This is a genomic window from Campylobacter concisus (genome assembly GCF_002913745.1).
Lineage (GTDB): Bacteria > Campylobacterota > Campylobacteria > Campylobacterales > Campylobacteraceae > Campylobacter_A > Campylobacter_A concisus_R.
The window spans coordinates 1-12,493 of record NZ_PPCG01000071.1 but is presented as its reverse complement, the minus strand read 5'-3'; the positions used below and the strand labels follow the sequence as shown (position 1 = coordinate 12,493).

Here is a 12,493-nt window from a genome sequence, read left to right as displayed (position 1 = left end):
GTATTTTTATTTGTAAAATTTTACAAAATTTCAAGTCTTGCGCTGATGTCAGCAACGCCTTTTGAATACATCGCAGAAGTGACTATCGCATCGGCATTTGCATAATCTTTTGCATTTGATAAATTTACGCCGCCAGCTGCTAGTATCATAGTATTTGGTGAAATTTCATCTCTTAAAGCTAGCACGTTTTTGATAAGCTCTGGGCTAAATTTATCGCACTGCACGACGTCACATTTTACTTTCAAAAGTTTGTTCGCCTCATCTAAATTTTCAGCCTCGACGCAGATCTTTCGCTCGACCATTTTGGCTTTAAATTCTGGCAAATGTGACAGAAATTCATCAAAGCTAGCGTAGGCTTTTATGTGGTTTTTGAAGAAAAGAACGCTGTCGCTAAGTCCAAGTCTGTGCATACCGCCACCGCCTTCAAGCACGGCTTTTACGCAAAATTTCTTCGCAAATGGGAAGCTCTTTCTGGTTGCTAAGACTTCGCATTTTTCATTGACGCTTTTTGCAGCTTTTACTGTTTTGTTTGTGTAGGTTGCGATGGCGCTAGCATATTCTAGTGCGACTTGAGCCAGTTTCCAAGCCTTATGCACATCTTCGTAGCTACCATAAATTTTTATGATCACATCGCCAGCCTTGCAAATTTGAGAGTTTTTGACAAAAATTTCGCTCTCGCAGCCAAGTAGCCTTGCTATGCTTGCTGCCACATCTACACAGCTAACGCAAATTTCATCACGCGAGTAAATTTCAAGCGAGGCTTTTTTATCGATATCTTGAAGCGACGTTGTGAGGTCAAAGTAGGGTAGATCCTCATTGATGTAGTCTAAAATTTCAGCGTCGCTTAGTCTCATTTTATGCCTTTTTTGAAGCGGTTTTTGCTTTTACGATCATCTTTTTAAAGATGCCGTTGTCGTAAAGTCCAGCGTGGTAAAGCGCAAAGCATGTAAATGCGATGCCAGAAGCTACGTGGAATTTTTTAACAGATCTATTTTTCATAAAAAGTGCGCTTAGGCAAACAGATGCCAAAGTGACGCTCATGCCGACCTTTGCTACTTGTCTATGAGTGTTTAGATCTAGCAGTTTGCCGCTTATCTTTATATCTTTTCCCAAATTTTCTCCTTTAGTTTTTGCCCCAGCAGCTTGTATTTTTGATGCCTAGACTCTCTGGGTCAAATTCTGGATTTTTACCAGCTTTTCTTTGAGCTTCGTAGTCTCTTATCGCTATTATCACCACTTTTGATAGTAAGAAAATGGCGATGATATTTATCGTAGCCATAGCGGCCATCGTGATATCAGCGATATTCCAAGCTAGTTTTAAGTTCATCTGAGCGCCTATAAATATCATAATCACTGCAGTGATCTTAAATGCTAGAGTTAAATTTTTACTTTTTGTTAGAAATTTCATATTTGCCTGTGCGTAGTAGTAGTTGCCGATGAGCGATGTGATGGCAAATAGCACTACTGCAAGGGTCGTAAAGTGTAGCCCAAAGTCGCCAAAATACTCTTTCATTGCTGCTTGAACGAGAGGTAGGGCGGTTAGCACTTCGCCACTTACGCCAGTTTGTTTTGTAAGATATGCCTGAGAAAAAAGCACGATCATACCAGAGGCGACGCATATCGTCATATCGATAAAGACAGCCATTGCTTGCACTAGCCCTTGTTTGACTGGGTGGCTTGTGTGCGCCGCAGCCGCTGCGTTTGGCGCTGAGCCCATGCCAGCCTCGTTTGAGAAAAGTCCTCTTTTTATGCCTATTACGATCACGCTTCCAGCAAATCCACCAAAGATCGCTTTAAAATCAAAGGCGCTTTCTATGATCATCTTGATGACGGCTGGAATTTCTTTGAAATTTAAAACGATCGCGATGATAGCTAGCAAGATGTAAGTAAGCGCCATGAAAGGAACGATATATGAGCTAACTTTGCCGATGATATGGCTCTTGCTAAAAAACATCACAGCTGTAAATGCTGTAAGGATAAGCCCGATGCCAATAGGCAAGCCACTTTGCGCAAAGGTGATGTTGCTGCCTGCTTTGTCGTAGTAAATTTCAAAAGCAGAGGTCATGGTGTAGCTTTGAAGCCCATTAAAACCATAAGCATAGGTGATGATAAGGATGATGGCAAACAAAGAACCAAGCCACTTTATGCCAAGTCCGTTTTTTATGTAATAAGCCGGTCCGCCTTTAAAGCCAAAGACATCTTTGGTCTTATAAATTTGAGCCAAAGTGCTCTCGATAAAGGCTGAAGCTGAGCCTAAAAATGCCATCAAACACATCCAAAAAAGTGCTCCTGGACCACCTGCGACGATGGCAGCTGAAATTCCAGCGATGTTGCCGATGCCGACACGCGAAGCAGTCGATATCATCAGTGCTTGAAACGGCGTTAGATGGTGCTTGTTATACTTGTCCTTTTTCTCTACCAGAACTCTGCAAGCTTCAAAGAACATCCTAAACTGCACAAAACGGGTAAGGTAGCTAAAGTAAATTCCTGAAGCTACAAGGATGATAACCAAAAAATATCCATATAAAAAGTCGTTGGCTACATCCATTTTGCCGTTTAAAAAGTTTAAGAAATTCTCAAACACCATCTATCCTTTCAAATTTATTTTGACTTGATCTTCACGCCCTTCATTGAGTTGAGCAGAAGCCAGATCGTCGTGCCATTGTGAAGCATGGCAGTTGCTATTGGATTTAGCATGCCAAGCGTTGCGGCACTTAGTATGGCTGTATTTACGCCAACGGTCGAGCGGAAATTTGAGCTAATTAACTTCATAGTTTTATTAGCAAGCTCTTTTGCAAGCGCTACGCTCATGATGTCATCTTTTAAAAGGCTTATATCAGCTGTTGCTTTAGCGATATCAGCACCTTTGTGCATGCTTATGCCAACATTTGCTTTTGTTAAGCTTGGCGCGTCATTTATGCCATCACCTACAAAAGCGACCTTTTTGCCCTCACTCTTTAGCTCTTCGATGATCGCTGCTTTATCAGTTGGCAAGCACTCAGCATAGACCCTGTCAAGCCCCAGCTCGCGCGCTACCTCTTCAGCTTTGCTCTTTATGTCGCCACTTAGCATAACTATCTCTTTCACGCCAAGATTTCGTAGTTTTGCCACCATATCTTTAGCGTTTGCTCTCATATCATCTTTCATGGCTATGACGCCAACAAGCTCTTTGTCGTATCCTACATAAAGCAGGGTTAAACCGCTTTGCAAAGCCTTATTTATAAGCGTTTCGTGAGCTTTAAAGCTTATCATCTCATCGTCTTCTAAAAAGTGCCTACTGCCGATAACGACCTCTTTGCCGTGCATCGCAGTTTTTACACCGTGAGCCACGATAAATTCAACCTCGTCGTGGTGGATGTGGCTAAATCCACGCTTGTTTGCAGCCTCAACTATCGCTTCAGCTACTGGGTGGAAGTAGTGTTCCTCGGCACTTGCGGTTAAATTTAAGATATCAGCCTCTGAAAATCCATCTTTAAAAGAGTAAATTTCAACCACACTTAGGCGTCCGTGAGTTAGAGTGCCGGTTTTGTCAAAGACAAATGTATCAACCGAGCTTAGAGCCTCGATCGCCTTTGCACCTTTTATGAGGATGCCGTTTCTGCCAGCTTTTGAGATGCTTGACTTAAACGCAACTGGCGTAGCAAGCTTAAGCGCACAAGAGTAATCAGCTTGAAGCACGCTTGCAACGCTGTTCATATTTTTATTTATAACATACGAAAGCCCAGCAAGAGAGAGTGTGACCGGCACTAGTTTATCAGCTAGTTTTAGAGCTTTTACGCCGATGGCTGATTTTTCATTAAGTGAAGTTTGGATGTACTCTTTGATCCTTGCGGTTGCGGTGTCGCTACCTACGTTTTCAGCCCAAATTTTGATCCTGCCTTCATCGACAACAGTGCCACTTATGACGCGGTCGCCTCTAGCTTTTGCCACTGGTTCTGCCTCTCCAGTCATTGAGACTTGATTGACGTCAGCATTGCCCTCGACGATGTAGCCATCAACGCCTATCGTCTCGCCAGCTCCGACTACTACGATGTCGCCTTTTTTTAAATTTTCGGTTTTTACCTTTTCAAGCGTCTTTTCACCGTTTAAATTTCGCTCAACCCAGACCTCTTCGATGTTTGGTTTGGCTAGCTCTTTGATGAGATCATCACTTCTGTGGCTAGCACTTTCTTCCATGTATTCGCCGATATTTATCATCAAATTTGTGCTATTTGCAGCCAAATGATCGCCCATTGCAAGGCTTGTGCCAATAGCTGTTGCTTCAAGCACTTTTGAGGTGATGCCCTCATGCCTTAGCTCTTTTGCGCCTTCTATTAAATTTGGAGCTGTGGCGTAAAGAGTCACGGCTGATTTTAGAGTTTTATTACTCATAAATGGCGTTACACCAAGTGCAGCAGCAGCTTTGTAGATATTTGCTTTGCTAGGCAGGCTCTCATCTTTTGGCTTGGTTGGAAAATCATAGCTTTTTATAAAATCTAAAATTTTCTCATAGCTCTTATCAAACTCGACAACGATGCTCTTTGCGTATTTATTTACACGCACGCTTTTTGCATCGGTTCGCTCTGAGATCGCAGCCTCTATGGCGCTAACATCGCTTCTAGCGTTTAGGCTCTCGCAAATAAACCTCGCTCTATTTTTGCTCTTGTGAGCTAGAGTGACCTTATTTTTGTGAGTCAAGTTCAGCTTTGACATCTTCAAAACGCTCTTTTAGTTCTTCTATGCCAGCGTTTATTAGCTCGCCACCTTTGATGATCGCTTTAAATACGCACTCTTGTGCTTTTGGATTAGTTAGCACATAAGCTGCTATGCCGCCTAAAAGTAGGCCTTTTACAAAGCCAGCTGCGTTAAAATTTTCAGGCACAAATGGTAAATTTTGAGCTGCATTGTTTATCGCATTATCAACCGCACTTGGCTGAGTTGCTGCAGTATTATTTACCGCACTTGCGTTTTCTGCGTTTTCTTCATTGATATAAGGGTTATTCATTATTTACTCTCCAATTTTATTAGTTCTTCAGCTATCAAAAGACCGCCGATGCCAGCTGCAGTAAAAGCTGCTGCGTTTAGATATTTTTTTTGTGCTATCAAATTTGAAGCATGAATGCCAACAGCACCTACAAAACCGCCAGTTACGGCGTATTTTGCTATCTTTTTAGCGACATCTTTTTTAGTCGCTCTGTTGTTTAGATAGTCGCTAAAGCCAAGCGCAGCCGCACCCATGCCAGCGATCAAGGCTCCACTGATGAAGTGATCAAATGGAAGTCTTGTATTTGAAAGTGTAAAAAGACTATTTTCTTGCATTCTCTATCCTTAAGCTATATCGTTTGGTGTGATAGCTTTTGGAGCTGCTGGCTTTTTAGCACGTGGTTTTCTTGTTTTTTTAACCACTTTTTCAGCCTCTTTTTCTACTTTTTTAGCACCATGTTTTGCTTTTTTCTCTTCTTTTACTATAAAGTCTTTTGCATCTTTTGCAACGCTTTTACCTTTTTTGTAAAGATCTTTTGCAGCCTCTTTGCCTTTATCAAAGCCATCTTGGGCATACTCTTTGATCTTATCTCTTTTATTCCAAGCAGCTATTGCTAAACCGCCTACTGCTAAACCTGCTAAAAATGGTAATGCCATTTTAAATCCTTTCTTTGTTTGATTTTGTAAATTATTCATCTTCTTCATCCTTATTAAAATTTTTGCTAACTACTGAAATGCCTAATGCCCCAAGCGCAAGCCCGCTAAAAAACGAGAAATTTGGATTATTAGTTATCTTTGCTAACTCGCTTTTATCAGCCTTGCCACTTGCGATATTTTGCAAGCTTTTAGTTATCTCATTAAAGTCATTTTGATAGCTTTCTAAAATATTTGTTATGCCATTTTGCTCAAAATTTTGCGAAATTTCATTTAAATTTAGCTCATTTTTTGCTCCAGCTCCACTATAAATTTCTTTTAAGCAGTGCTTTAAAGAGGCGATATATTCGTTATTTGAAGTAGCCCAAAGTCTAAAAAATAGATCTTTTAGCTCTTCATCATCTAAGCTTTCACAAAATTTTTCATACATTTTGTTTAGCTCATTTTCATAGTTTAGTGCCTCTATTAGCGCATCTTCTTTATTTTTTGCTGGCAAAAAAATAGCTTCATTTTCGCAAACAAGCTCATACTCATGCGCACTTGCAAATTTTTCTATCAAGACGATAGCATTTTTTCTCACGCTTGCGATTTGATCAAATACTTCGCCAAATGAAGCTAGACCTTCATATAGCCTAAGTGCGTTTTTTTCGCTCGTATAAGAGGCGTTTAAAAGCTCATTAAGCATATTTTACTTCTCTTGCTACTTCATTTACTTTAGCTGAAATTTCTTCTAAATTTTGCCCTTTTAAGAGATCCTCCCAGAGATTTTTAGGGAAAATTTCATGATCGTATTCGATCGTTACAGAGCCGATTATCTTGTTAAATTTAACATTTTTTATGCCATTTATCTGAGCTATCATGTCATCTAAACTGGCTAAATTTACGCTGCCACTTAGCTCTTTTATCTTTGGGCTAACTCTCACTCTTAGTCTGCCATCTGTATGAGCTATCATCGAAAAATAGCTTGCAACTTGTGCTAAAGTTTGTGTTTTTATATCCATTTGTTTCCTTTTATTTTCCTTTTATATTGATGGCGTATTATCTATTATGTAGCTTAAACAAATCTGAAATTTTTTTGTCTTTCATTATCAAAAAGTAAAATGAAATGATAAATTTAAATCCCATTTTTTGCTTGACAATCACTGCAAATTCCATAAAGTATCATCTTGTGAGACTCTGCACTAAATGATCTTTGACTACAAATTTGATCTTGTCTTTGCTCTATCATCTCATCTTCAAAATCAACCACTTTGCCACAAATTTCACATATCAAGTGATCGTGAGAGGATTTTAAATTTAGCTCGTAATTTTTAACACCATTTTGCTCAAAACTATTTGCCAGATGGTGCTCTTCAAGAAAATTTAAAAAGGTATATATCGAAGTCATTGAAATTTCATTTTTGTAAGTTTCATAAATTTTTTGGCAAATTTCTTGAGCATTTAGATGCGACTTGCTAGCAAAAAGCACACGCAAAATTTGCTCTTTTATCTCAGAGCCTTTTTGACCAAAAGCTTTTAAAAACTCGTTAAAATGCTTGTAAAATAGTTCAAAGTCTTCCACAAAATCCCTATCAAATTGATAATGAAAGTAAAGATTTTACAACTTTGCTACTAAAAAATGCATAAAATTTCTTACGAATTTAAAGTAAAGTATTTTATAAGCTTCTTTTGGTATAGTTTCGCATTTTTTAAATCAGAATTAAGGAACGAAATGACTTACGACGAGCTAGAATTAGACGCCGTTTTGTTAGAGGTTTTGGAAAATAGAGGCAGCTTTGACTCGATGGATGACGAAGAGCTTTACGAGCTTATCGAGCAAGTCGCGCAATACACTGACGGCGACTACGAGGAGGCGTTTGAATATATGACTCAATTTTCTCCGATCCCTAAAAAACGCTTTGTATCACTATTTATGGTTTAGCAAAAGGCTAAGCCATAATCTTGCTAATTTATAAACTAAATTTCAAAAATCTTTAAAATGCTAAAAAAGAGCTTGACTCTTTTAAAAGAGCCAAGATGCGAGGTTTTTATAAGAAGTATTTTGAGATTATCTCTTTAAATTTGATTGTGTATTTGCTAGCTTTTGGGCTGTTGTTGTAGATATCTTCAAATTCATAAATTCTATCGTAGTAGTCGTTTGTATCTTGTGCGTTTATCTTAAGTCTTGCCACGTCTAAGCTAACGCCAACAAAAGCTCCGCTAGTCTTGCCACGCTCCTCGACAAATGCTGAAATTTCAGGCAAATCGCTAGCTATTGCCACTTCGTTGCCAACGCCACCAGTGGCTTCTGCTTTTAGACTGATCGTATCTTTTGCGTTAAATAAGCTTGCGTAGGCTTCTGAGTTTTTAAACAAGATGATCATATCGGCCGAGCTATATCCTAGCTGAAGTCCGATGCTGCCAGATGTGTAATTTACAAAAAATGGGCTTGACCACTCGCCATCGTCGTTTTTAGCGATAAATACACCTTTGCCTTTTGAGCCAGTGATGATCGCACCTGCTTTTGTTACATCTGGGATGATGGCGATGGCTTTGATGCCTGTAAATTTGGTATTTGGTTTTAAATTTCTAGTGCCAAAAGTGTTTAAAATGTTTATCGCATTTTTTAATTTTTGATTTTGGATCACGTCAGCGTTTAAATTTAACGCAAAAAATGAGCCGATCAAAAAGAGTAAAGTTAGAATTTTTTTCATCAAATTTCCTTATTTAAAATTTTTGTTATTATAGCCTAAAATAAACTATTATTTAAAAATTTATTAATGAAATTTTATGAGATTTCATTATAAAATGCCCATTTTTAAGGAAAAAATATGAGCTTAATACTTTTTGTCGAATACGTCGGTATCGCATCAGCTGCGCTTAGTGGCTTTTTATTTGCAGTAAAAAGAGAGTGCGACTGGCTTGGCGTCTTTTTATCTGCATTTTTGACCGCACTTGGAGGTGGTATCGTGCGTGATATGCTCGTTGGCAGGGCAGTTTATTCATTTACTCACTACATGCCAGTAAGCGTCGTCATCTTTATGCTTGTCGTATCTAGGATCACAAATTTGCATATAAAAAGAGATGGTTTGGAAAAGAAATTTGTCTTTATCTTTGCCGATGCGATCGACGTTATCTGCTTTTCTATCGTTGGAGCGATGGTTGCCATTGAGTATAGCTACAACATCTTTGGCGTCATGATGATCGCCTTTTTTAACGGCGTTGGTGGCGGTATCTTAAGAGATATCTTGCTAAATGAAGTCCCATGGTTTTTGCGCACTGGACTTTACGGCACGATAAGCCTTGGCGTGGGGCTTGCTTACTTTATCCTCTATCATCTAGGCCTTAGCAACATATTTTTTACCATGCTGTTGCTAGCTGCTGGCATAACGGTCAGGATGTTTGCATTTTATAGAGGCTGGAAGCTACCTGATCTATGAAATTTAGCGAGTTTTTTGATGTCTGGGTCAATGAAAACTACTATAAATTTGGCGTAGATATCGGCAAAAAGGGCGATTTTTACACAAATGTAAGTGTTGGCTACCTCTTTGGCGCCTGCCTTGCAAACTACTTTGTAAAGCTACTCAAAAACGGCGAAATTTCTAGCTGCTGCAAGGTCGTGGAGATCGGTGCAAACTCGGGCGATATGCTGGCTGACTTTGCGCAAGGTATATTTACGCTTGAGCCAGAAATTTTGCCAAATTTAGAGTTTATCATCATAGAACCTCATGAAATTTTACGCAAAAAACAGCTTAAAACCTTTAAAAACCGCTTTGGTGACGAAGTAAAGATAAAACACTATGAAAATTTACAAGAGTGCTCGTTTGATGAAATTTTTGTCATATCAAATGAGCTGCTTGACGCATTTAGCTGCGAGGTGATAGACGCAGATAATATGCTTTTTGTGGATGATGAACTAAAATTTCACTGGCAAAAAGCGGATCAAAATTTACTAGCCCTTGCAAAGAAATTTGGCATAAAAAGGGGCGAGATATCAACTAGCTACGCTAAATTTGCACTCAAGCTTGCAAATGCGGCTAAAAAGGTGAGATTTTTAAGCTTTGACTACGGCGAATTTGAACCAAAAAATGAATTTAGCCTAAGAGTTTTTAAAGATCATCAAGTTTTCTCTTTATTTGAAATTTCAAACCTTGCGCCATATTTTAAAAGCTCAGATCTAACTTATAGCCTTTGTTTTAAGCAGGTAAAAGAGGCTTTTTGCGAGGCTGGCTTTTTGATGCTTAAATTTAAAAAGCAAAATGATGCTTTGGTTAATGATCTTGGCGTGGATGAAATTTTATCTTTGGTACTTGAAAAAGGCAGCAAGCAAGCCTATGAAAACGCAGCCAAACAGGCAAAATTTCTACTCTCGCCTGAGTTTTTAGGCGAGAAGTTTAAATTTATAGAGTTTTTAAAGAGCTAGCCTAGCGATATCAGCGTAATCCGCCTCACAAGCCTTTAAAAGGTCGTTTGGAGCTATCTTTATCTGCTTGCCTCTTACTCCAGCGCTTACTAGCACGTACTCTTGCTCTTTTGCTCGCTCGTCGATAAATGTGTCAAAGTGCTTTTTCATAGCAAGTGGCGAGCAGCCGCCTCTGATGTAGCCGGTGATCTTCTCTAAGTCTTTTAAATTTATAAGCTCGCAGCGTTTGGCTCCGCACGCATGAGCAAGTGCTTTTAGATCAAGCTCCAGATCGCCTTGCAAGCAAGCAACAACAAAATTTTTAGGCTCGCACTGGCAGACGATCGTCTTATAAATTTGCTTTATATCTTGCTTGGTGCTAGCTGCTACGTGAACGGCTGAAAGGTCGTTTAGATCGACTTCGTACTCAAGTATCTCATACTCTATTTTTAGCTTGTCTAAAAGCCTAGCGGCGTTGGTTTTATGTATCATCTTTTCTCATTTTTGCGAATTTTTTGTATAATTATAGCCAAAACTTAAAGGAGGAAAGATGGCTGAAGAAGTTGAAGAGAAAAAAGCAAAAAAAGGTGGCAATGGCGCTTTGATGATAATCATCATCGCGATATTTGTTTTGTTGCTAGTTATCGGAGGGCTAGTCGCGTTTTTGATGCTTAGTTCTGACGAGCCAAAAGATGCAAATATGGCGCAAACACCAGCTCAGACTCAAACTCAACCAGCACCCGCTCAAAACAAAGCAAAACGCGGTGGCAACGACTATTCGAACATGGGACCGATATATCCGCTTGATCAGTTTGTCGTAAATTTACTTAGTGAAAATGGCTCGAGATTTCTTAAAACTAAGATCGATCTGGAGCAAAGCGACGAGCTACTAACTGCCGAGCTTGATAAGAAAAAGGCACTTTTAAGAGATATCATCATAAGAACGCTATCTTCTAAAACTTACGAAGAAGTAAGCACTGCAAAGGGCAAAGATAGGCTAAAAGACGAGATCGTCGGCAAGCTAAATGAAGTGCTAAATGATGGCTACATCAAAAACATATTTTTTACTGATTTTGTGGTGCAATGATAGGCATTGATATCGTTAAGATAGATAGAATTTCAAGACTTAAGGCTCGTCACGGCGAGCTTTTTTTAAAGAGATTTTTAAGTGATAGCGAGATCGCGCTAGCAAACAATGATGCGACTTTGGCTGGATTTTGGGCGGCCAAAGAAGCAGCTAGCAAAGCCCTTGGTGTGGGCATCAGCAAAGAGTGTGGCTTTTTAGACATTATGCTTAGCAAAAGTGCCAAAGGCGCACCAAAGATAAAATTTAGTCCAAGAATTTATACAAATTTTAATTTCAAAGAAGCAAGCCTTAGTATAACTCACGACGGCGGATTTGCCGTAGCCGCAGTGATGATCGTGTGAAATTTTAACTTTTAGCTACTTTTTTATGTAAAGCCTAATTTATAAATAAATACCTATATAAACTTTTTTACAAAAAAGACGAAATTTGATGTAACCTTTGGTGATCATAAAAACTAAGGACAGTAAAATGCAAATTTCTAATAATCTTTCAACCACTAACTATCTCTCAAGAGAGAACATAGCAAGGGAGATGGGTTTTAAATTTAACGATATAAACGAGATACTTAGTAACGATATGGGTCATGGTATGACATTTACTAAGTATGCAAGGCTAGATGACAAAGAAAGAGCAAGAGAATACGACAGATATGATCACTCACTCACTGGATTTGTAAAAGGTGAAGGAGAGCCAAGAGTAAGCATACTTGGCAAGCTAATGGGCTATGACGACACTTTTTCAAAAGATGAGATAGATGAGCTAAAGAAATTTATAGATGATAGCGGTGCTTTAGGGCTTGAGAGAAATCCAGCATTTGAGCCAAAGGGGATTTTTAAAGATCCATTAAATAGTAAAAAGCTTAGCGTTGATGATTTTATAGATCAGTTTGCAAATAAAAAAATCCTCTCTTTTATAGCTTTTGGTGGTAGTAAGACAGCTGAACTACTTGATAGCGATATGAGTGTTGATGAGTTTAAAGGCAAATGGGCTAAATTTGCACTAAATGAACGCTTTGGTTTAGAGCTTGACGAGGAGCTAGCAAAAGAGACTATAAATTCCATCAACGATCTTGAAACACAAAACGAAGAAGAGAAGAAAGAGAAGAAATTTACACCTATACAAGTTACTAAAAAATCTCAAACCTATAAGCTTGAAGCCGATGAGAGATTTAAGGAGCTTTATAAATTTATAAAGAGTGAATTTGATAGTGGCAAGAGTATGTTTGAAATTTTAGAAAAAGTGGCAAAGCTTAAAGTGGATAAGACGGTGTAAGGGGGAGCTGAAATGATAACTAGCATAAACGGACTTAGCAACACACCGATACAAGATAACACTATCCAAAAAGAAAATACAATAGAAAATGTAGCCAAAAAAGGCAAGCAAGACAAAAGCGTTAGCGAAGAGAAATT

Annotated in this window: 18 protein-coding genes and 1 pseudogene; 7 read left to right on the top strand and 12 right to left on the bottom strand. The window is 38.8% G+C overall.

Features of this window, described 5'->3' with window-relative positions:
• Positions 1-20 precede the first annotated feature (20 nt).
• The 10 genes from modD to CYO90_RS08545 form a co-directional block, all read right to left on the bottom strand.
• A complete protein-coding gene (modD, locus tag CYO90_RS08590; protein WP_009293954.1) occupies positions 21-854 on the bottom strand; it encodes a ModD protein in 834 nt (277 codons plus the stop codon).
• 1 nt (position 855) lies between these two features.
• Positions 856-1,113 carry a hypothetical protein gene (locus CYO90_RS08585; protein ID WP_009293953.1) on the bottom strand — a complete coding sequence of 86 codons (258 nt, stop codon included), beginning with the start codon at positions 1,111-1,113 and terminating at the stop codon, positions 856-858.
• 10 nt (positions 1,114-1,123) lie between these two features.
• Positions 1,124-2,587 carry an alanine/glycine:cation symporter family protein gene (locus CYO90_RS08580; protein WP_034901006.1) on the bottom strand — a complete coding sequence of 488 codons (1,464 nt, stop codon included), beginning with the start codon at positions 2,585-2,587 and terminating at the stop codon, positions 1,124-1,126.
• A gap of 14 nt (positions 2,588-2,601) precedes the next feature.
• Positions 2,602-4,692, bottom strand: coding sequence for a heavy metal translocating P-type ATPase (locus tag CYO90_RS08575; RefSeq protein WP_009293951.1), 2,091 nt, complete (start codon positions 4,690-4,692; stop codon positions 2,602-2,604).
• Complete coding sequence (locus CYO90_RS08570) at positions 4,661-4,984, bottom strand: oxidoreductase (RefSeq protein WP_103579188.1); 324 nt, start codon at positions 4,982-4,984, stop codon at positions 4,661-4,663. Before CYO90_RS08570 ends, CYO90_RS08575 begins: the two co-directional genes overlap by 32 nt.
• Entirely contained in the window at positions 4,984-5,298 is a 315-nt protein-coding gene (locus CYO90_RS08565; RefSeq protein WP_009293949.1) for a hypothetical protein, read from the bottom strand. Before CYO90_RS08565 ends, CYO90_RS08570 begins: the two co-directional genes overlap by 1 nt.
• 9 nt (positions 5,299-5,307) lie before the next feature.
• Entirely contained in the window at positions 5,308-5,619 is a 312-nt protein-coding gene (locus CYO90_RS08560; RefSeq protein ID WP_050805231.1) for a hypothetical protein, read from the bottom strand.
• Between the two features lie 31 nt (positions 5,620-5,650).
• Positions 5,651-6,301, bottom strand: coding sequence for a ferritin-like domain-containing protein (locus tag CYO90_RS08555; protein ID WP_103579187.1), 651 nt, complete (start codon positions 6,299-6,301; stop codon positions 5,651-5,653).
• Positions 6,294-6,617 (bottom strand): HMA2 domain-containing protein, encoded by a 324-nt coding sequence (locus CYO90_RS08550; RefSeq protein ID WP_103579186.1) that lies wholly within the window; start codon positions 6,615-6,617, stop codon positions 6,294-6,296. The genes CYO90_RS08555 and CYO90_RS08550 overlap by 8 nt, the downstream gene beginning before the upstream one ends.
• 113 nt (positions 6,618-6,730) lie before the next feature.
• The gene (locus CYO90_RS08545; protein WP_087582204.1) at positions 6,731-7,177 is read right to left on the bottom strand and encodes a Fur family transcriptional regulator; all 447 of its coding nucleotides are present in this window, start codon (positions 7,175-7,177) and stop codon (positions 6,731-6,733) included.
• Positions 7,178-7,327: 150 nt separating this feature from the next.
• Between CYO90_RS08545 and CYO90_RS08540 the strand changes: the two genes are divergently transcribed.
• Complete coding sequence (locus CYO90_RS08540) at positions 7,328-7,537, top strand: hypothetical protein (RefSeq protein ID WP_002942234.1); 210 nt, start codon at positions 7,328-7,330, stop codon at positions 7,535-7,537.
• Positions 7,538-7,643: 106 nt separating this feature from the next.
• Here the strand turns inward: CYO90_RS08540 and CYO90_RS08535 are convergent, their stop codons facing one another.
• On the bottom strand, positions 7,644-8,309 hold the full coding sequence (locus CYO90_RS08535; protein WP_103579185.1) for a lipid-binding SYLF domain-containing protein: 666 nt from the start codon (positions 8,307-8,309) through the stop codon (positions 7,644-7,646).
• Between the two features lie 117 nt (positions 8,310-8,426).
• Between CYO90_RS08535 and CYO90_RS08530 the strand changes: the two genes are divergently transcribed.
• Together CYO90_RS08530 and CYO90_RS08525 are read left to right on the top strand one after the other, a co-directional pair.
• Positions 8,427-9,035 (top strand): trimeric intracellular cation channel family protein, encoded by a 609-nt coding sequence (locus CYO90_RS08530; RefSeq protein ID WP_002942237.1) that lies wholly within the window; start codon positions 8,427-8,429, stop codon positions 9,033-9,035.
• Positions 9,032-10,018, top strand: coding sequence for an SAM-dependent methyltransferase (locus CYO90_RS08525; RefSeq protein ID WP_103579184.1), 987 nt, complete (start codon positions 9,032-9,034; stop codon positions 10,016-10,018). The genes CYO90_RS08530 and CYO90_RS08525 overlap by 4 nt, the downstream gene beginning before the upstream one ends.
• Here CYO90_RS08525 and ybaK read toward each other — a convergent pair.
• On the bottom strand, positions 10,007-10,489 hold the full coding sequence (gene ybaK, locus CYO90_RS08520; protein ID WP_103579183.1) for a Cys-tRNA(Pro) deacylase: 483 nt from the start codon (positions 10,487-10,489) through the stop codon (positions 10,007-10,009). The two genes, CYO90_RS08525 and ybaK, sit on opposite strands and share 12 nt — an antisense overlap.
• Before the next feature lie 58 nt (positions 10,490-10,547).
• Between ybaK and fliL the strand changes: the two genes are divergently transcribed.
• From fliL to CYO90_RS10675, 4 genes and pseudogenes are all read left to right on the top strand, one after another.
• Positions 10,548-11,084 carry a flagellar basal body-associated protein FliL gene (gene fliL, locus CYO90_RS08515; protein ID WP_103574639.1) on the top strand — a complete coding sequence of 179 codons (537 nt, stop codon included), beginning with the start codon at positions 10,548-10,550 and terminating at the stop codon, positions 11,082-11,084.
• Entirely contained in the window at positions 11,081-11,425 is a 345-nt protein-coding gene (acpS, locus tag CYO90_RS08510) for a holo-ACP synthase (RefSeq protein WP_103579182.1), read from the top strand. Before fliL ends, acpS begins: the two co-directional genes overlap by 4 nt.
• Positions 11,426-11,552: 127 nt before the next feature.
• Positions 11,553-12,356, top strand: coding sequence for a hypothetical protein (locus CYO90_RS10590; RefSeq protein WP_103579181.1), 804 nt, complete (start codon positions 11,553-11,555; stop codon positions 12,354-12,356).
• Between the two features lie 12 nt (positions 12,357-12,368).
• Positions 12,369-12,493 (top strand): annotated as a pseudogene (locus tag CYO90_RS10675) (cell surface protein); the annotation flags it as partial.